Genomic DNA, 20,305 nt, shown 5'->3' on the forward strand with positions numbered 1-20,305 from the left:
TCCGTTCGATCGTCCGGTCATAGCTGTTGTCGCGCATGGGTCGCTCCTTTCCGCGATCCCATCACCGAATATCTGAACTCGCACAGCAATGACGGTGAATGCTTAATCCTTCAATAATTTCAACGTCATTGCGAGGAGGCCGACAGGCCGACGCGGCAATCCAGCCCTTGGCTGAGAGCGATCAACGGCAGCGCGGCAATCACGCATGGACCCGGCGGACCGAACGCTCTCAATAGCCAAACACTCTGCCGTCACCCCGGCCCCCGAGCCGGGGCCTATTGCCCCCATCCATGCGGTATGCCGTCGGTTGTTGAAACGAGGCCGCGGCGTGGATGTCGGTCGTGTCAAGACTCGCCAATGGCGTACGGCGTTGCGACGGGCATTAGGCCCCGGGTCTCGCTTCGCTCGCCCGGGGTGACGGCGGTGGGTGAGCGGCACCGGCCGCATAAAAAAGCGGCGCCCGGAAAACTCCGGACGCCGCCTCTGTCGGTGGGGGTGTTTTGGGGCCCTCAGAGCACCAGGAGCGCGACGCCGGCGAGCGCAATGGCGCCGCCGCCGGCGCGGACGGCGGTCTTGCCGAAAGCGGCGCTCGTCATCTGCGCGGCAACGCCGATGCCGATGCCGATGGCGTGCAGGATCGCGGTGGCCAGGAGGAAGCCGGCGCCATAGGCGAGCCCGCTGGCGTCCGCCGGCATTTCCGTGCCGTGGGCGTGGCCGTGGAAGATCGCGAAGGCACCGACCAGGACGACCGCTGCGCCGAGCGGCAGGGAGCGCCCGAAGGCGATCACCGCGCCGAAGACGATGATCGAGCCGACGATGCCGAGCTCCACGAAGGGCACGCCGATGCCGGCCATGCCGGCCGCGCCGCCGACGACCATCATGCCGAGGAAGGCGAGCGGCAGCGCCCACAGCATGCGCCCGCCCATCTGGGCGGCGAGGAAGCCGACTGCGACCATGGCAAGGATGTGGTCGAGGCCGCCGAGCGGATGGCCGAAGCCGGTGGCGAAACCGGAGCCGCCGCCGACGCCGGTATGGGCGAGCGCCGGGCTGGCCACGGCGGTCAAAAGAAGCGAAAGTGGAAGGAGCGACCGATTCATCTCAAAGGAATCCCCTGGTTGCCGTCCGCCTTGATGTCCGGAAGGTGTGGCGGATCGTTATGAAGAAATACAAAAAGATCATACGCCCGATCGGGCGGTGAGGCAACGAACGGGGCGAAACGAACCGCCATGGCGCGCGTGACCATTTCCATCGACGATGAACTCCTGGAAAAGTTCGACGTCTTCATCGCCGAGAAGGGCTACGAGACCCGGTCGGAGGGCATCCGCGACGCCGTCCGGCAACTGCTCGCCGGCGAGGAGGTGACGCAAAAGAAGGACGTGCCCTGCGTCGGCTGCGTCACCTATGTCTACAGCCACCGGGAACGCACGCTGTCCGCCCGCCTGATGGAGACCCAGCACCACCACCACGACATCCCGGCCGCCACGCTCCACGTCCATATCGACCCGGAGACCTGCCTTGAGACGACGGTCCTCAGGGGCACCGTCGCCGAGGTCGAGGACCTTGCCGACCGCATCACCTCCCAGACCGGCGTGCGCCACGGCCGGCTGCACGTCATTCCCGTCGAAACGGCGAAACACGAAAAACACGAAACGTAAAAAGTACAGAGTGCGGAGGAAATCATGTCCATTGAGATCGAAGCCGCGGTGCTGGCCTCCCCGGCGCCGCAGCGCACCTTTGCCGAGGGCCGGCCGCTTTCCATCGAGACCTTGCTGCTCGATCCGCCGAAGGCGGACGAGGTCGTGGTGCGCATCGAGGCGGCGAGCCTCTGTCGCTCGGACCTGTCCGTCATCACCGGCATCCGCGCCTGGCCGATGCCGATCGTGCCGGGCCACGAGGCGAGCGGTATCGTGGAAGAGGTCGGCTCCGAGGTGACGGGCCTTGTCCCCGGCGACCGGGTGGTTCTGGTCTACCAGCCGCAATGCGGCCACTGCCCTGACTGCATCGAAGGCGATGCCCATCTCTGCGAGCCGGGCCTTGCGGCCAACCGCGCCGGCGCCCTCCTCTCCGGCGGCCAGCGGCTGCACAGGGGCGCGGACGCGGTCCACCATCACATGGGGCTCTCGGCCTTCGCGACCCGCGCGGTCGTCTCCGAGGCGTCTCTCGTCAAGGTCGACCCCGACCTCGATCCGGACATTGCCGCACTCTTCGGCTGCGCGGTGATGTGCGGCGCCGGCAGCGTCATCCATACGGGACACGTCACGGCCGGCGAGACGGTGGCGATCGTCGGCATCGGCGGCGTCGGGGCGAGCGCCATCCTAGGCGCGCGGGTCGCCGGCGCCGCGCGCATCATCGCCGTCGACCCGGACCCGGAAAAGCGCAAGGCCGCCCTCGACTTCGGCGCCACCGATGCGGTCGCTGCAGGCGATGACGCGGCAGCCATGATCGTGGAGATGACGAAGGGCGGCGTCGATTGCGCCTTCGAGACGGCGGGCCAGCACGATGCCTTCGCCACCGCCTATGGCGCGGCCAAGCGCGGCGGGCGCGTCGTCACCGTCGGCCTCGTCAATCCGCAAACGCCCTTTGCCCTCGACATCGCCGGCCTCGTCACCGGCGCCAAGTCGATCACCGGCAGCTACATGGGAAGCTGCAATCCGAAGATCGACATCCCGAAATTCGTCGGCCTCTACCGTTCCGGCCGCTTCCCGGTCGACAAGCTGATCACCCACCGCATGCCGCTCGCAGAGGTCAACACGGCCCTCGACCGCATGGCCGACAGCCGCGCGTTCAGGCAGATCCTGAAGCCCTGAGTGCCAACTCGGCAGGCAACGCCGAACTTTAGCCGCAATCCCCGGTATAGTGCCCCGTCTCCTGCCGATCGAGGCGCAACCAAGGGATAGTCGATGCTCAGAGCCATGAACAATTTGCTGGACCGCCCGGCGAATGGCTCCTGTCCTTGCGCCAATTCGCCGATCGTCCGCTAGCCGACAACACGCTTCAAACCGTCGCGATGGTTTGCCGAACGCCCTGAAACCGGGCGTTTGTGGCGGCGTTTGATGCCGTATCGGCTGGCGCTCCGCGCCGGTCCTCACCGAAGACGCGTTTCCGCAGCATCCATATAGCATGCGTGATGCAGGCATTTTTACAAGCCTGACCCATCACGCATTGCGGACAGCGTCTTGCGGCAAGGCCGGCGTACCGAACCCTTTCGAAAGACCCGACATGACCTGCAAGACAACCTTTGCGGGAACTGGAAAGCTGCGCCCGGGGCTCGATGCCCAGCTCCGCCGCTACCATCGCGACCACCGTCGGCGCCTGCGCAAGCTCGCCCGCGGCTCGGTCGCGCTGCGTGATCTCGTCCACGGCTTTCCGGCGATGGCCGTCGCGCTGGTCACCGGCTATCGCACCCGCGCGGATCGCGACGGCTGCATCGCCGTGCTCACGGCGGGCGGCGACCTGAAGCGGGCCGCCGGCGTCCTCGGCCTGCCGTTCTGGCTGCGCCGCCTGCCGCCGGAGGCCTTCGTCGGGCCGCTCGACGAGGGCGTGGACGGCAAGGCGGCGAGCGACGAAAAATTCGCTCGCCGTGTCGTCAACCTCGTGCCGGAAGACCCCAACGCGACGGCCATGTGGCTCGCATGGGTTCAGGCGGCGCGGCGTGGAGCGGGGGACGATTTCGCCCTCTGGCTCGCCTCCCGTCGCATCTACCGGGCGGGGGAGGCCGGGCCGCCGCCGCTGACGGTGCTTGCCGCCTATACCTGGTTCTCCGCGAACCGCGAGCTGACGGCGGCAAGCCTCATCGGCACGCCCTGGCATGCCCGTATGGCGCTTCCCCGTGCCGTGGCGGAGGCGAAGCGCTGGTTCCACCGGGCCGTCTTCGGCTTCTGCCGCAGCGCGCCGGGGATCGACGCGAGCTGGTACCGGACCCAGGCGGTGGCGGGCATCCGCTTCGTGCCGCTGACGAGCCGTGAGGCGCTGCGGCGCGAGGGCGACCGGATGGCGAACTGCGTCGCCGGCTACCACGAAAAGGTCGTCGAGGGCGGTTGCCTGATTTATGGCCTGCGCCGGGACGACGCCCCCGTCGCGACCATGGAGCTGGTGCCGCACCCGTCGGTGCCGGGCGTCGGCCTCATCGCCCAGCTCCTTGGGCCGGGCAACACGCCCGTCGACCGGGATGTGGTCGAGGCCGCCCGGACCTGGCGGGCGCGCCAGGGGCCGTTTCCGCTCGGCATTACCCGCCTTGCGGTCTCGCCCGAGCGCTGGGAGCGGCTCTTTGCGCCCTACCGCGAGGCAATGGGGGCCGATGCGGCGATCGCCGAGGCTCCGACCCCGGCCTTCCTCGCGCGGATCTCCCGCGAGCTGGCGGCGCTGGAGGCGATCGCCACCAAGGCGACGTGATCGCCACACAAAAAGCGCCGCCGCCGGACGAGAAATCCGGCGGCGGTGCGCTTGTTTCGTGCGGCGGGATCGACCTCAGCCGAGCGTGCGGTAGTAGATGTTCTGCGGATGGTTGGCCTCGGCGAAAAAGTACCAGCGCTCCACCAGGAGCCCCAGCACCTGCACCGCGACGGCGGCAACGAGGATCGGCAGCGAGTAGAAGAAAATGCCGGCGGCCGTCAGGATCACCGGGACGACGAAGACGGCAGTGAGGAAGATCGGCCGCAGCAATTTCATCAGCTTGGCGCCCGCCCCGTGGAAGAACTCCCGCGTGTTGAAGGTGCCGCCGAGCGCGCCCATGGACCTCTGGACGATGCGGTCGTGGTGGACGCCGATGGCCGTCTGCGGCGTCGATTTGGGCCTGAGCCGCGCATTGCGGATCAGCGAGGCGCCGCGGGTGACGAAGGCGATGACGGTGAGGACGATCGCCCAGCCGCCGTAGAAGTAGGTCAGCGCCGGGTCGAAATAGGCCGCCAGCGCCGTCGCCAGCACGAAGCCGGAGGCGCCGCCGAGGAGGATGTAGTTCAGCACGGTCAGCGGCGAGTGCCATTCCTGCAGGAATTTCAGGCACGCATAGATCATCGCCGTGCAGACGAAGAGCCCGAAGGAGAACACGGTGCCGACGACGCCGACGAGGAGCGAGAGGCGCACCGGCGGCGCCCCCTCGCGGATCAGGAACACCGGGTTCCAGTCGAGATAATGGATGGCGCCGTAGATGAAGACGAGGCCGATGACCGCCGGCATGATGATGACTTCGCGCGACAGCCAGGACGTCCGCCACATCGCCGCCGCCCGCCAGGCCCGTTCCGGCCGGCCGAGGTGGAAGAACGAGGCGATCAGCCCGCCGATGAGGAGGAGGAAGGCGAGGGCGCTGCCGACGATATAGAGGACCGGCGCCGGATCGACGGGCAGAAGCTCGAAGAAGTCGTAGATCTCCGCCGTCGTCATGGCGAGGAACAGGCCCTGGCCGAGGCCGGCGAGCACCGTCAGAAAGATAACCGAAAATGCGGGATGCATGGGGTAAAGCTCCTTCGGGCTACCAGGGCATGAACTCGTCCGAGGTCGGCTTGTCGAGTTCCGCTTTCGGCTGCTGTTCTTTCTTCAAGGGGTTGTCGGCACGGGTCAGTTCGTCCTCGTGCAGGTGGATGCGGGTCTTGCGCCGCGGCAGGTAGCGGTTGGCCGGCTTGGTGCCCCATTCCGGCATCAGCTCGTAGCCGCCGCGCTCGCGCACCGCGGTCGAGGCCTCCGACTCCGGATCGTGGACGTCGCCGAAGAGCCGCGCATTGGTCGGGCAGGCGAGCACGCAGGCCGGCTTCCTCTGGGCCTCCGGCAGGCTGGTGTCGTAGATGCGGTCGACGCAGAGGGTGCATTTCTTCATCACCTTCTGTTCCTCGTCGATCTCGCGTGCGCCATAGGGGCAGGCCCAGGAGCAGTATTTGCAGCCGATGCACTTGTCGTAGTCGACCAGCACGATGCCGTCCTCCTTGCGCTTGTAGGAGGCCCCGGTCGGGCAGACGGGGACGCAGGGCGGGTCCTCGCAATGCAGGCAGGATTTCGGGAAATGCACGGTCTCCGTCATCGGGAAGGTGCCGACCTCGAAGGTCTGCACCCGGTTGAAGAACGTGCCGCTCGGATCGGCCTCATAGGGCCGCTGGTCGGTCAGCGGCCCGGCCTGGCCGCCGGTGTTCCATTCCTTGCAGGAGGTCACGCAGGCGTGGCAGCCGACGCAGACATTGAGGTCGATGACCAGGGCAAGCTGGGTCATTTGGTGTCTCCTTCGGCTTCGAGCGACTTTTCTTCGGCCGGCGCGGCCGCGGGCGGCGGCGCCTCCTGCTTCGGCAGCTCTTCTTCCGTGGCGGGCGCTGCCGTTGCCTCGGCCGGCACCGGCGGCTCCGCCGGTGCGGCCGCGGGCGTAGCCCCGTTACTGCCTGCCGCCGCAACGCCTGCCCCGACGGCCGGTGTTGCCATCGGCGCCGGCTCCTCACTCATCGCCTTTTTCGGGAAAAGCTTCGACCAGAGGCTCCGCGCGCGCATGCCCGGCACCGGCTTCATGGTGGCGAACTGCGGGTAGCTCTGCTTCGGCTCGTCGGCGCCGGCCTTGCGGATCCTGACGCGCACGTCGTACCAGCCGGCCTGGCCGGTGATCGGGTCGGAGTTGGAGTGGATGTCGCCGGTCTCGGGGTCCGCCGGCAGTTCTTCCGAGATCAGGTGGTTGAGCAAAAATCCCTTCTGGGATTCGTTGGCCTGCGGCGACAGGTTCCAGGCGCCTGACGCCTTGCCGATGGCGTTCCAGGTCCACACCGTGCCGGGCTCGACCGACTCGGAGTAGCGGCACATGCAGCGCACCTTGCCCCACTGGGACTCCACCCAGATCCAGTCGCCGTCGGCGATGCCGAGGCCGGCCGCGACGCTGGAATTGACGTAGAGATAATTGTGGGCGTGGATCTGGCGCAGCCAGGCGTTCTGGGAGTCCCAGGAGTGGTACATCGCCATCGGCCGCTGGGTGATGGCGTTGAGCGGGAAGCTCGCCGTATCCGTCTGCTGCGCCTCCAGTGTCTCGTAATAGAAGGGCAGGGGATCGAAGAAGGTCTCGATGCGCTTCCTCAGCCGGTCCGGCGGCTGGCGGCCGTCACCCTTGCCTTGCGCGGCCAGCCGGAAGCTCTGCAGCACTTCGGAATAGAGGTGGATGATGAGCGGGTCGGCGTAGCGGGTCAGCCGCATGCGCTGCGACCAGTCCAGATAGCCGCGGTTCCAGTTGCGCATATACTGGTAGGAGCGCGGCAGCTCGTAGTGGAAGACGCAGTTGTTGCGGGCGTACATCTCCCACTGCTTCGGGTTCGGCTCGCCGCGCATCGCCTTCTCGCCCGCCTTGCCGCGCCAGCCCGACAGGAAGCCGATGCCGGAGCCCGGCTCGGTCTCGAAATTGACGATGAAGTCGGGGTAGTTACGGTATTTGCGGGTGCCGTCGGGGCGCACGAAGGCCGGCAGCTTCAGCCGCGAGCCGAGCTCGATGATGACCTCCTGGAACGGCTTGGAATTGCCGTGCGGCGGCACCACGGGAACGCGGATGGAATCGCACGGCCCGTCATATTCGGAGATCGGCCGGTCGAGCAGGCTCATCACGTCGTGGCGTTCCAGATAGGTCGTGTCCGGCAGCACCAGGTCGGCGAAGTTGACGGTCTCGGAGTGGAAGGCGTCGGCGACGATGATGAACGGGATCTTGTACTCGCCGTTCTCCTCCTTGTCGGTCAGCATCTGCCTGACGCCGACCGTGTTCATGGTCGAGTTCCAGGCCATGTTGGCCATGAACATGAAGAGCGTGTCGATCTTGTAGGGGTCGCCCCGCCAGGCATTGGTGATGACGTTGTGCATCAGGCCGTGGGCGGCGAGTGGGTAGTCCCAGGAGAACGCCTTGTCGATGCGCACCGGCGCGCCCTCTTCGGTGACGAACAGGTCGTCCGGATCGGCCGGCCAGCCGAGCGGCATGCCGTCGAGCGGCGTGTTCGGCTTGACCGCGAGGTCGGTGGTGGGCGTCTTCGGGCAGGGCGGGATCGGCCGCGGGAACGGCGCCTTGTGGCGGAAGCCGCCGGGCCGGTCGATGGTGCCGAGCAGCGTCATCAGGATCGACAGCGCCCGGATCGTCTGGAAGCCGTTGGAGTGGGCGGCAAGGCCGCGCATGGCGTGGAACGAGACCGGGTTGCCGGTGACGGTGTCGTGGTCCTTGCCCCAGGCATCGGTCCAGGCGATCGGCAGTTCGATCTTCTGGTCGCGGGCGACGACGCCCATCTCGTAGGCGAGCCGGCGGATGGTGTCGGCCGGAATGCCGGTGATGTTGGCGGCCCATTCCGGGGTGTACTGCTCGACCCGCTCCAGGAGAAGCTGGAACGCCGGCTTGACCGGCGTGCCGTCCTTCAGCTCGAACTCGCCGAGGAGCCGGGGTTCCGCGCCATCGGTATGGGTGACGACGGGCGTGTCCTTGTTGAGGTCCCACCACATGGTGTTGGGGGCGTCGAAACAGCCTTCCTCCACCTCGATGTCGGCGCGCACGAACTTGCCGTGTTCCTGCGAGGCCTCGTCGAGATTCACCAGTTGCGGCGCGTTGGTGTAGCGCCACAGGAAGTCGCGGTCGTAGAGCCCGACCTTGATGATCTCGCGGATGAGGGCGAGGAACAGCGCGCCGTCGGTGCCCGGCTTGATCGGCACCCACTCGTCGGCGATCGCGGCATAGCCGGAGCGCACCGGGTTGATGGCGATGAACCGCCCGCCATTGCGCTTGAACTTGGAGATCTCGGCCTTCAGCGGGTTGGAGTGGTGGTCCTCCGCCGTGCCGATCATGACGAACAGCTTGGAACGCTCAAGGTCGGGGCCGCCGAACTCCCAGAACGAGCCGCCGATGGTGTAGATCATTCCGGCGGCCATGTTGACCGAGCAGAAGCCGCCATGAGCGGCATAGTTCGGCGTGCCGAACTGCTTGGCGAAGAGCCCGGTCAGCGCCTGCATCTGGTCGCGGCCAGTGAACATGGCGAATTTCTTAGGGTCGGTCGCGCGCAGGTGCCCGAGCCGCTTTTCCAGGATGTCGAAGGCTTCGTCCCAGGAGATCGGCACGAACTTGCCGGCGCCGCGCTCGGTCCCCGGCGCCCGCTTCAGCGGTTCGGAGAGCCGCGCCGGCGAATACTGCTTCATGATGCCGGAGGCGCCCTTGGCGCAGATCACGCCCTTGTTGAGCGGATGGTCGGGGTTGCCCTCGATGTAGCGGACCTTGCCGTCCCTGACCGTCACGCGGATGCCGCATCGGCAGGCGCACATGTAACAGGTCGTGTTGACGACCCGCTGGCCGCTGCGATCCTCGCCGGTAATCGGCTCGCCGTCCTTGAACCTCGTTGCCACTCGCAACCCTCCCTTGGTCCCTCGGCATCCGGAACGGGTGGGTCTCCGGCTGCCGTGCCGCTCCGCGCCGGCCATGCGGCCGGGTCGGGCATTGTTGTGGAGGAAATGTCGCGGCGGACCGGCGGGCGATCACGGACGCCGGAACGCACAGACCCAAGGGGCCGGCGCGCGAGCGTGCCGAGGCGCTTCCTCACATTCTTTGCGGATAATTTAATACATACTAATATTTACATGCAAACCGCGAGTTCCTCTGTCTTGTTTTTATTTCCTCGGCCCGCATGTCGGCCCCCATCGGCCGAGCAAGCTGCTGCATGGCACAATGGGAGGGACCTTGCGAGTGTGCGTCACTTGCGCACGCTGTCAAGCCGGCCGGCCGATCTTTTTCGTAAAGGCCCGATTCCAAACGGGATTCGCCCTGTGCAACAGCGCGGCCGGCAAGGCGAACAATTACGAAAATCGGAACGTGGCGCCGCCCAAGCGGCGCGCGCAAAGGGTATAAGGGAATGCGGCGCGCCGATGCCCCTGGCCCGCCGGTGCTGCGCCGCAAACGTGTCGAAAATGCCACATTCGCCCGCCGATTGATGTATGGAAAGGAACGGTTTTGTGCTGCGGCGCGTTATTGAAAAACGATTCAACCGCGGCATCGGGCCATTGGTGGGCAGGTGGAAACCTGTAGATGGCATATGGTTTTGCAAATTGCATTCAACGTCATCTCTGCGAAATAATGGGTTGAATACCTTCTGCAGCGCACCGAGACGTGCGACGACAAAATCCAGCAGCCGACCGAAATTCAACGGTCTGAAGCAATCGGGGTCCGGAAAATGCCCACCAATTTCTTGACGCAGCGGCGCCTTGCGCGGCACACCATGGCGATTGTGCTCGCGGGCGGCAGAGGCAGTCGCCTGAAGGAACTGACGGAGACCCGCGCCAAGCCCGCGGTCTATTTCGGTGGCAAGAGCCGGATCATCGACTTTGCCCTGTCCAACGCCCTCAATTCCGGCATCCGAAAGATCGGTGTTGCGACGCAGTACAAGGCTCACAGCCTGATCCGGCACCTGCAGCGCGGCTGGAACTTCTTCCGCGCCGAGCGCAACGAGATCTTCGACATCCTGCCGGCCTCCCAGCGCGTCGAGGAGGGCAAGTGGTACGCCGGCACCGCCGACGCCGTCGCCCAGAACATCGACATCCTGGAAGGCTACGAGGCCGACTACATCGTCATCCTGGCCGGCGACCACATCTACAAGATGGACTACGAGCTGATGCTGGAGCAGCACGTGGAGTCCAAGGCCGACGTCACCGTCGGCTGCATCGAGGTGCCGCGCGAGGAGGCCACCGGCTTCGGCGTCATGAAGGTCGACACCACCGGCCGCATCATCGACTTCGTCGAAAAGCCCGCCGACCCGCCGCCGATGCCCGACGATCCGGACCGGGCGCTGGCCTCCATGGGCATCTACGTCTTCGACCGCAAATATCTCTTCGAGCGGCTGCTCGAGGACACCGACAACCCCGAATCGACCCACGATTTCGGCAAGGACATCATCCCGGACATCGTCCGTAACGGAAAGGCCGTCGCCCACCGCTTCACCACCTCCTGCGTGCGCAAGAGCACCGACGAGGAGGCCTACTGGCGCGACGTCGGCACGGTCGATGCCTTCTGGCAGGCCAATGTCGACCTCACCGACTTCACCCCGTCCCTCGACCTCTACGACACCGACTGGCCGATCTGGACCTACGCCGAGATCGTGCCGCCGGCCAAGTTCATCCACGACGAGGAAAAACGCCGCGGCACGGCGACCTCCTCGCTGGTCTCCGGCGGTTGCATCATTTCCGGTGCCGGCATCGACAAGTCATTGCTTTTCACCGGCGTCCATGCCCATTCCTACAGCCAGATGGAACACGTCGTGGCGCTGCCCTATGTTACCATCAACCGCAAAGCTCGCCTGAAACAGGTCGTCATCGACCGCGGCGTGACCATTCCCCCCGGCCTGGTGGTCGGCGAGGATCCCGAGGAGGATGCCCGCCGCTTCCGCCGCACCGAGAAGGGCACCTGTCTGATCACGCAGAAGATGATCGACCGCCTGGAGATGTAATCCTTGCGCATCCTATTTACGGCATCCGAGTGCTTTCCGCTGATCAAGACCGGGGGGCTGGCCGATGTCGTCGGGTCCCTGCCGCCGGTCCTGCTTGGCCAGGGCTGCGATGTCCGCATTCTCATTCCCGGCTACCGGGACGTCATGGCCAAGGTCGCCAACCCGCGCGCCGTGGCCACCATCGCGGACCTGTTCGGCGGCGAGGCGACGATCCGCCGGGCCGACGTCGGCTCGCTGTCGCTGCTGCTGCTCGACGCGCCGCACCTGTTCGACCGTCCGGGCGGCCCCTATACCGACGACGACAAGAAGGACTGGCCGGACAACCATCGGCGCTTTGCGGCACTGTCCATGGCCGCCGCGACGATCGCCCGCGACGGCGTCGACGACTGGCGCCCGGATATCGTCCACGCCCATGACTGGCAGGCCGGCCTCGTGCCGCTCTACGTCAAGCGCCTCGGCGAGACCCGGCCGAAGACCGTCTTCACCATCCACAACATCGCCTATCAGGGGAACCTGCCGCCCTCGGTGCTGTCGGAACTGGCGCTGGAGCCGACGGAGTTCACCTCCGACCGGCTGGAATACTGGGGCAATATCAGCCTCCTGAAGGCCGGCATCCTCGATGCCGACAAGGTCACCACCGTCAGTCCGACCTATGCCCGCGAGATCCGCACGCCGCAATTCGGCTTCGGCATGGAAGGGGTTCTGAACGCCCGCTCCGCCGACCTTGCCGGCATCCTCAACGGCATCGACGAGACCGTCTGGGATCCCCAGGCCGACGGCCAGATCGCTGCCACCTACAAGCGCACCCAGCTGAAGCGCCGCGTGGAAAACCGCCAGGCCGTCCAGGACGCCCTCATCCTGGAGCGCGATCCGGATGCCATGCTGGTCGCTGTCATCAGCCGGCTGGTGCACCAGAAGGGTCTCGACATCCTGCTCGAAGCCGTGCCGCAGATCGTCGCCCGCGGCGGTCAGCTCGCGCTGCTCGGCTCCGGCGATCCGGGGCTTGAGGCGGGCTATCGCGATGCCGCCCGGCAGTATCCCGGCCGGGTCGGCGTGCGCATCGGCTATGACGAGGAGCTGTCGCACCTGATCTATGCCGGCGCCGACGTCATGGCGATCCCGTCGCGCTTCGAGCCCTGCGGCCTGACCCAGCTCTACGCCCTGCGCTACGGCGCGGTGCCGCTGGTCGCACGCACCGGCGGCCTTGAGGACACCGTCATCGACGCCAATCCGGCGGCGATGTCGGCGCGCACCGCGACCGGTTTCGTGTTCTCGCCGATCACCGCCGGCGAACTCGGCTTTGCCCTGGAGCGGGCCTTTGAGTTGTTTGCGGACAAACCCTCCTGGCACATGGTACAACGCCGGGGAATGGCCCAGGAAGTCGGCTGGTCGCTCTCCGCCAAGAGCTACATGGCGCTCTACAAGGGGTTGCTCGACACCGCGTCCTGACCTTCCGCCGCATTTCGCGGCGCCTCCCGATTCCGTATCGCCAGGGGCCGGTTTCCGGTCGCCCGGACATTGAGAACGAAAAGGTCTTTCCGGTCGTATGAAACCTCCCGCGCACGACCTCGATTTTTCCGTTTCCGCCGGCCACCCCGATCCGCTCGGGGCGACCTGGGACGGGGAAGGCACCAATTTCGCCCTCTTTTCCGCCAATGCCACCCATGTCGAGCTATGCCTGTTCTCGCCCCAGACCGGGCGCGAGGTGGCCCGCATCGAGATGCCGGAATACACCAACGAGGTCTGGCACGCCTATCTCACCGGCATCCGCCCGGGCGCGCTCTACGGCTACCGCGTGCACGGCCCCTTCGAGCCGGAGGCCGGCCACCGCTTCAACCCCAACAAGCTGCTGATCGACCCCTACGCCAAGGCGCTCTCGGGCCGCTTCTCCTGGTCGGATGCGCTAATGGGCTACCGTGTCGGCTCCGGCCGCGAGGACCTCTCCTTCGACCGCCGCGACAGCGCCTTTGCCGTGCCGAAATCCGTCGTCGTCGACCCGTCCTTCGTCTGGGGCGACGACCGGGCGCCGGACACGCCCTGGCAGGACACGATCATCTACGAGGCCAACGTCAAGGGCGTCACCCAGCAGCGCTCCGACGTGCCGCAGACCGAGCGCGGCCGCTTCCTCGGCCTCGTCGCACCGGCCATGCTCGACCATCTCGTCAAGCTCGGCATCACCGCCGTGGAGCTGCTGCCGGTCCATGCCTTCGTCGACGAGCGCTTCCTGGTCGAGCGCGACCTCGTCAACTATTGGGGCTACAACTCGATCGGTTATTTCGCCCCCGATCCGCGCTATCTCGCCGGCCCCGGCGTCGCCGAGTTCCAGCACATGGTCCGGCGCTTCCACTCCGCCGGCATCGAGGTCATCCTCGACGTCGTCTACAACCACACCGCGGAGGGCAATCAGCTCGGGCCGACGCTCTCCTTCCGCGGCATCGACAATGTCAGCTACTATCGGCTGTCCTCGGAAAACCGGCGCTTCTATACCGACTACACCGGCTGCGGCAACACGCTCGACACGCTGCATCCGCGTGTCATCCAGATGATCCTCGACTCGCTTCGCTACTGGGTCGAGACCATGCACGTTGACGGGTTCCGGTTCGATCTCGGCGCCGTCCTTGGCCGCACGAGGCACGGCTTCGACCAGGAAGCGCCGCTGATGAGCGCGATGCGCCAGGACCCGGTGCTGTCGCGGGTCAAGATGATCGCGGAGCCCTGGGACACCGGCCATGGCGGCTACCAGCTCGGCGGCTTCCCGCCCGGCTTCGGCGAGTGGAACGACCGCTACCGCGACACCGTGCGCCGGTTCTGGCGCGGCGATGGCGGCGTCACCCCGGAATTCGCCGCCCGCCTCCTCGGTTCGGCCGAACTGTTCGACAAGCGCGGCCGCCGCCCCAGCGCCTCCATCAACTTCATCACCGCCCATGACGGCTTCACCCTCGCTGATACGGTCAGCTACACCGCCAAGCGCAACGAGGCCAATGGCGAGGACAACCGCGACGGCCACAGCGCCAATTTCAGCTTCAACTGCGGCGTCGAGGGCAAGACCGACAAGCCGGACGTGCTCGCCCGGCGCTGCCGCCAGATGCGCAACCTCGTCGCCACCATGGTGCTGAGCCAGGGAACGCCGATGCTGCTCGCCGGTGACGAGGTCGCCAACGGCCAGCTCGGCAACAACAACGCCTATTGCCAGGACAACGAGATCGGCTGGGTCGACTGGCCGCTGGAGGGCGAGGAGGACCGCTGCAACCAGCAGCGCTTCGTCGCCAACCTCCTGCGCTTTCGCCGCGAGCACAAGGTGCTGCTCCAGACCCGCTTCCTGCATGGCGGGGAGCGCGAGGACGGAGAGGTCGACGTGCGCTGGCTGGCGCCGGAGGGTGGCGAGCCGGACAACGGCCACTGGGGCGATTCCAACTGGCGCTGCATTGGCCTCCTGTTGCGCGTCGCCGCCGATGCGCCGGACTACGAGGCCGACGACGACGCCCTCTTCATCATCTTCAATGCCGGCACGTCCGAGACGGCTTTCACCATCCCCGATGCCCGCGAGAACCACCTCTGGCACGAGGTGTTTTCCAGCGCCACGGCCGACGGCACGCCCGACATCGTCCACATCGTCATGGGCGGCATGGAGATCCCCGTCGAGGGCCAGTCGGTGCTGATCTTCCGCGAGGAATCGAAGCGATGGCCGCCCTTCAACAACGGCCCCAGGGATGACGCATGAGCGGGTTCACCGAGCGCCTCGACCGTCTCGCCGACATGCTCGGGATCGAACGCCACGTCTATGACAGCATCGGCGCCGAGCACATCGCGCCCGACGAGTCGCTGCGGGCGATCATCGCCGCCATGGGCTATGCGGCCGACACCGAGGCCGATCTCGACGCCGCCCTCGATGCCGTCACCGCCATCCGCACGGCGCGCCTGATCCCGGAGACCTGGTGCGTCAACGAGGGAAGCTGGCTGTGCTTTCCGGTGCGCGCCGAGCGCGGCGCCTATCGCCGCACCATCGTGCTTGAGGACGGGCAGAAGCTGGAAGCCGACGGCCTCCTGGAAAACCTCCACCCCTATCACGGCGAGGCGGTCGCCTCGCGCGCGCTGCTCGTCACCGAGCCGGTGCCGGTCGGCATCCACCGGGTGACCCTGGAGACCGGCGAGCGACGCGAGGAGGCAACGCTCATCGTCGCCCCGGCGCGGGCCTTCGGCGTTACTGATGCGACCGGTGGCCGGGACCGGCTGTGGGGCCTGATGGCGCCGCTCTACGGCCTCGTCTCGCAGCGCAATTTCGGCGTCGGCGACTACGAGGACCTCGGCCGCCTGTCGGAGATCGCCGCCGGCCTCGGCGCCGACTTCGTCGGCGTCAATCCGGTCCACGCCCTGTTTCCCGAGGAGCCCGAGGCCGCCAGCCCCTATTCGCCGTCGAGCCGGCTGTTCCTCAACGTCATGCAGATCGCGCCCGACAGGGTGCCGGAATTCGCCGCCAGCGAGGCCGCCCGGCGCTTCGCCTCCGACAAGGCCGGCGCGCTCGCCGCCGACCGCACCAAGGCCTATGTCGACTACAACAGGGTCGCCGGCATCAAGCTGCCGATCTTCGAGCAGCTCTTTGCCACCTTCCGGCAGGCCGCCGATCCGGACCGGATCGCCGCCTTCGATGCCTTCCGCGCCGCCCGCGGCGACCGGCTGCGCAAGCACGCCCTGTTCGACGCCCTCAGCCGCCATTTCGCCGTCATCGGCTGCCGCCGCGGCTGGATGCACTGGCCGCGCGCCTATCGCGATCCGGATACCGCGGCCGTCGCCGATTTCGAGCACGATTTCGAGCGCGACGTCACCTTCTTCGAATATCTGCAGTGGATCGCCGACGAGCAGCTCGGCGATGCCGCGGCCCGCGCCGATGCCGCAGGCATGGCCCTCGGCCTCTATCTCGACCTTGCCGTCGGCGTCACCGAGGGCTCGGCCGACTGCTGGACCTCGCCCGGCGACTACGCGCGCGGTGTCTCCCTCGGCGCACCGCCCGATGCCTTTTCCGCCGACGGCCAGTGCTGGGGTCTTTTGCCGCTCAATGTCGGCGAATTGCGGCGGCGCCACTTCCGCCCCTTCATCGAGCTCCTGCGCTCCGTCATGCGCCATGCCGGCGTCATCCGCATCGACCATATCCTCGGCCTTGCCCGCTGCTTCTGGGTGCCGCACGGCCTGCCGGGCGCCTATGTGCGCTACCCGCTGCACGACCTTTTGGCCATCATCGCCGTGGAGTCCCACCGCGCCAAAACGGTGGTCATCGGCGAGGACCTCGGCAACATCCCCGACGGCCTGCACGAGGCACTGACGGGCCGCGGCATCCTCGGCTGCCGCGCCGCCTATTTCGAGCGCACGGGCAATGGCGATTATCTGAGCCCGCACCACTATCCGCGCGACGTCCTCGCCTCGGTCGGCACCCACGACCTGCCGCCCCTGCGCGGCTTCTGGGAGGGCTGCGACCTCGCCTGGCGGTTCGACATCGCCGACCTCTCGGAGGACGAGGAGAAGGCCGAGATCACCGGCCGCATCGCCGACCGCCACGCGCTCTGCCGGCTCGTCGGCCACGACGTCGATTTCGACGTCGACCCGATCGAGGACCCTTGCGCCTTCGGCGTCGTCTCCGCCGGCCTCACCGCGCAACTGGCCGAAAGCCCGGCCAGCCTCGTCGCCCTTGAGAGCGAGAACGTCCTCGGCCTCACCGAGCGCACCAACATGCCGGGAACGACCGACGAGCATCCCAACTGGTGCCGCCGCCTGCCGGTCGATATCGAGGATCTGGCCGAACGGGCGGACGTGCAGAACGCCGCCAAGACCATGAACGCCGCACGCGGCCATCCGGACGAGTCAGACGGTTAACTTAGGTGCCTCGTCTTTTTTCTTGCGAAAACGCAGCATTGCGCGCGAAAGGCGGGTGGAAGCTTTCTAAAATCTAAATACTACGGCGAAAAATGCACGTGGTTTATATCATAGATAGAAATCAATATTTTAGATAGACAATACCAGCGCGTACAGATTGTCGCGTTGGTTTCCGTTCTTTTCCAAATTTTAACAAAGCGCGTCCACTTTGGCACAACATTCCGATTATTGAAGGCATTCCGCAATGGTTCGGTCCTTGAGTGCGCGCATCATCCTTGGTGTGGTGTTTTTGCTTTTTGTGGTTTCGGCAACGAATTTCGCCATCGGTCTCTATGTCGGCGACAGCATCATCGACGGGTCCTCGAAGCTCGTCGACGTCATGCAGAAGGGTATCGAGGACAAGGAAACGGCCCTGGAACAATCCGTCCACCAGGGGCTCACGCTCGAGACTGAACGCCTCGGCGCCATCCAGGAAACCGACCGTCTGCGCAGCACCATGAAGACCGAGAAGGAGGAGAGCTTCCTGCACGGCAAGCGCTCCGGCCTGTCCGCCACCGTGGTGACCATGATCCGCGCCTCGATGATGTCCGGCGAGGCCTCCGCCACCACCGACCTGATCGACACCCTGACCGAAGATCCCAACCTTGCCTCCATCTCCCTGTGGCGCACCAACGGCGTCAAGGCGCTCAGCGACAACGCCACCATCGATGCGGTCAACGAGATGATGGGCGACGAGGTCTTCAAGCGCCGCACCGACGTGGCGACGGAAAGCATCGAGGGTCCGCGCGCCGAGGCGCTGCAGAAGGCGGTCGCCGATCCGGATGGCGACGTCACGCTGGAGACCGAGATGGACATCGACGGCACCGAGACGCCGGTGATCTATTCCTACCACGTCCTGAAGAACACCGAGGAATGCCAGGGCTGCCACACCGACGTGATGAGCCCGCGCGGCGTCCTTGAGATCGCCATTTCCCGCGCCGATCTGCTCGCCCTGCAGCAGAACGCGGAAAAGGAAATCGCCGCCCTTCAGGCAAGCCAGGCGGCCGAGGCGGAACAGCTCCGCACCGCGGCCGAGACCCGCGTCGAGAAGATGAAGGCGGACGTCGCCGCGCTCGCCGCGCTGGTCGGCGAACGGCGCGACGAGCTGAGCGCGCTGCACGGCGAATCCCGCTGGCTGCTGATCATCGTCACCGCCGTCGTGCTGGTCGTCGCCGTCGTCTTCATGACGATCGCCCTGCGTCGCACCCTGTCGGTGCCGCTGACCCGGATGACCGAGGCGATGCGCAAGCTGTCCGGCGGCGACTTGGACACCACCATCCCGGCCCGCCACCGCAAGGATGAGATCGGCCAGATGGCCGGCGCGGTGCAGGTCTTCAAGGAGAGCATGATCACCTCGGCCGAGCTTGGCGAAGCCCAGGCCAAGGAAGAGGAGCGCAAGGAAGAGCGCCGCGTCCTGATGGAGGAACTGACGCTGGAATTCGAACAGCGCGTCTCCGGCGTCATGAAGGCGGTGCAGGAAGCGGCCGCGAGCATGGCGACGCTGTCGTCCGACCTCACCGACACGGCCGACCGCACCAACCACCGCGCCGCAGACGTCACCCGTTCGGTGGAGAACGTCTCGTCCAACATCGAGACCGTCGCCTCGGCGACCAGCGAACTGTCCTCCTCGATCCAGGAGATCAGCGCCCAGGTCGCCCAGTCGAGCACCGAGGCCCGCGCGGTCGCCGGCGACGCCGATGCCGCCAACAGCCGCGTGCGCAGCCTCGCCGATTCCGCAGAGCGCATCGGCGAGGTGGTGACCCTGATCCAGGGCATCGCCGAACAGACCAACCTCTTGGCGCTGAACGCCACCATCGAGGCCGCCCGGGCCGGCGAGGCCGGCAAGGGCTTTGCGGTCGTCGCCGCCGAGGTCAAGGAACTGGCCACCCAGACCGCACGCGCCACCGAGGACATTGCCGACCAGGTCAGCTCGATCCAGGGCGCCACCCAGGAGACCGTCCACGCCATCCAGGGCATTGCGGAGAAGATCGCCAAGATGAGCGAATCGAGCTCGGCGATCGCCGCGGCCGTTGAGGAGCAGGGCGCCGCCACCTCCGACATCTCGCGCAGCGTCAACCAGACCTCCGACGCCACCCATCAGGTGACCGAGACGATCGCCGAGGTCTCCAAGGCGACCGGCGAGACCGGCCACGCGGCCGATACCGTGTCGAGGGCCGTCGTCAACCTGAAGGCCCAGTCCGAACAGCTCAATGAGCACGTCTCGGCCTTCCTGATGAACATCAAGGCCGTCTGATCCGCCTTTCCGCCAACCGCACCATCGGACGTCGCCGCCGGCCCGGCAAAGGGCCGGCGGTTTTTTGCTGCACGGAGCAACAAGAGCGGGTCAGACGTTTCTCTGGCATCATGGCACCGCACGCCAACGGCGTGTGGGTGGATTGAGGGCAGGGAGAGGATCGATGAAGTTTGAGATGACCGAGGTGTCGGAGCGCCCCTATCTCTATGTGGAGCGCACCACCGGCATGGACCCGGACGAAATCGGCGCGGCGATGGGCGCGGCCTTCGGCGAGGTGGCGGGGTTCCTGCAGGAACACGGCATCATGGCGACCTCCGCGCCGCTGTCGGCCTATTACGAGTACGATCCGGAGAAACTGACCTTCCGCGCCGGCTTTCCGGTCGCCCCAGCCGATCTGGAACGGGCGTCCGGCAACGTCGAGGCCGGCACCTTGCCGGGCGGCCGGGTGATGACGTTCACCCATGTCGGGCCCTATTCGCGCCTGCGCGATTCCTACGCGGCGCTGATGGCCCATATGGCGGAAAACGGCCTGGAGTTCGGTGGCCCGGCCTGGGAGGTCTATGTCGACGATCCGGCAAAGGTGCCGGAGGAGGATCTCCACACGCTGGTCTATGTGTCGATCGCCGAGCCGGAATAGGGCCTCTCCGGGCCCTGTTCAGGTGCGGACCCGGCTCGGACATGCCAAGCGCAACCGCGCCGGCGCTCATGCGCCGCAAAGCCCCGCTGGCGCCTGAACGCT

At 66.6% G+C, this 20,305-nt stretch carries 12 protein-coding genes and 1 pseudogene; 9 read left to right on the plus strand and 4 right to left on the minus strand.

Going from position 1 to position 20,305, the window contains the following annotated elements; all coding sequences use genetic code 11:
• Window positions 1–509: 509 nt before the first annotated feature.
• Entirely contained in the window at window positions 510–1,097 is a 588-nt protein-coding gene (locus tag M2319_RS02900; RefSeq protein ID WP_264599941.1) for a HupE/UreJ family protein, read from the minus strand.
• A gap of 129 nt (window positions 1,098–1,226) precedes the next feature.
• Between M2319_RS02900 and nikR the strand changes: the two genes are divergently transcribed.
• From nikR to M2319_RS02915, 3 genes are all read left to right on the plus strand, one after another.
• Complete coding sequence (gene nikR / locus M2319_RS02905; protein WP_264599942.1) at window positions 1,227–1,655, plus strand: nickel-responsive transcriptional regulator NikR; 429 nt, start codon at window positions 1,227–1,229, stop codon at window positions 1,653–1,655.
• Between the two features lie 24 nt (window positions 1,656–1,679).
• Window positions 1,680–2,807, plus strand: coding sequence for a zinc-binding dehydrogenase (locus M2319_RS02910; protein ID WP_264599943.1), 1,128 nt, complete (start codon window positions 1,680–1,682; stop codon window positions 2,805–2,807).
• Window positions 2,808–3,219: 412 nt separating this feature from the next.
• On the plus strand, window positions 3,220–4,392 hold the full coding sequence (locus M2319_RS02915; RefSeq protein WP_264599944.1) for a PcfJ domain-containing protein: 1,173 nt from the start codon (window positions 3,220–3,222) through the stop codon (window positions 4,390–4,392).
• 75 nt (window positions 4,393–4,467) lie between these two features.
• On the opposite strand, the gene M2319_RS02920 is transcribed toward M2319_RS02915, so the two are convergent.
• The 3 genes and pseudogenes from M2319_RS02920 to M2319_RS02930 form a co-directional block, all read right to left on the minus strand.
• On the minus strand, window positions 4,468–5,448 hold the full coding sequence (locus M2319_RS02920) for a dimethyl sulfoxide reductase anchor subunit family protein (protein WP_264599945.1): 981 nt from the start codon (window positions 5,446–5,448) through the stop codon (window positions 4,468–4,470).
• A 19-nt stretch (window positions 5,449–5,467) separates the two neighbouring features.
• The gene (gene soeB, locus M2319_RS02925; protein WP_264599946.1) at window positions 5,468–6,196 is read right to left on the minus strand and encodes a sulfite dehydrogenase subunit SoeB; all 729 of its coding nucleotides are present in this window, start codon (window positions 6,194–6,196) and stop codon (window positions 5,468–5,470) included.
• A 248-nt stretch (window positions 6,197–6,444) separates the two neighbouring features.
• Window positions 6,445–9,288: pseudogene (locus tag M2319_RS02930) on the minus strand (molybdopterin oxidoreductase family protein); the annotation flags it as partial.
• A gap of 851 nt (window positions 9,289–10,139) precedes the next feature.
• Here M2319_RS02930 and glgC point away from each other — a divergent pair.
• The 6 genes from glgC (at window position 10,140) to M2319_RS02960 (ending at window position 20,203) form a co-directional block, all read left to right on the plus strand.
• Entirely contained in the window at window positions 10,140–11,408 is a 1,269-nt protein-coding gene (gene glgC / locus M2319_RS02935) for a glucose-1-phosphate adenylyltransferase (RefSeq protein WP_406682067.1), read from the plus strand.
• 3 nt (window positions 11,409–11,411) lie between these two features.
• Window positions 11,412–12,857, plus strand: coding sequence for a glycogen synthase GlgA (gene glgA / locus M2319_RS02940; protein ID WP_264599947.1), 1,446 nt, complete (start codon window positions 11,412–11,414; stop codon window positions 12,855–12,857).
• A gap of 97 nt (window positions 12,858–12,954) precedes the next feature.
• Window positions 12,955–15,129, plus strand: a complete 2,175-nt coding sequence (gene glgX / locus M2319_RS02945) for a glycogen debranching protein GlgX (RefSeq protein ID WP_264599948.1) — start codon at window positions 12,955–12,957, stop codon at window positions 15,127–15,129.
• Window positions 15,126–17,273, plus strand: a complete 2,148-nt coding sequence (gene malQ, locus M2319_RS02950; RefSeq protein WP_264599949.1) for a 4-alpha-glucanotransferase — start codon at window positions 15,126–15,128, stop codon at window positions 17,271–17,273. Before glgX ends, malQ begins: the two co-directional genes overlap by 4 nt.
• A 298-nt stretch (window positions 17,274–17,571) precedes the next feature.
• Entirely contained in the window at window positions 17,572–19,566 is a 1,995-nt protein-coding gene (locus M2319_RS02955) for a methyl-accepting chemotaxis protein (RefSeq protein WP_264600374.1), read from the plus strand.
• Window positions 19,567–19,729: 163 nt separating this feature from the next.
• Window positions 19,730–20,203 carry a GyrI-like domain-containing protein gene (locus tag M2319_RS02960; RefSeq protein ID WP_264599950.1) on the plus strand — a complete coding sequence of 158 codons (474 nt, stop codon included), beginning with the start codon at window positions 19,730–19,732 and terminating at the stop codon, window positions 20,201–20,203.
• The last annotated feature ends 102 nt before the right edge of the window (window positions 20,204–20,305 follow it).

The sequence above is a fragment of the Rhodobium gokarnense genome (assembly GCF_025961475.1).
GTDB classification, from domain to species: domain Bacteria; phylum Pseudomonadota; class Alphaproteobacteria; order Rhizobiales; family Rhodobiaceae; genus Rhodobium; species Rhodobium gokarnense.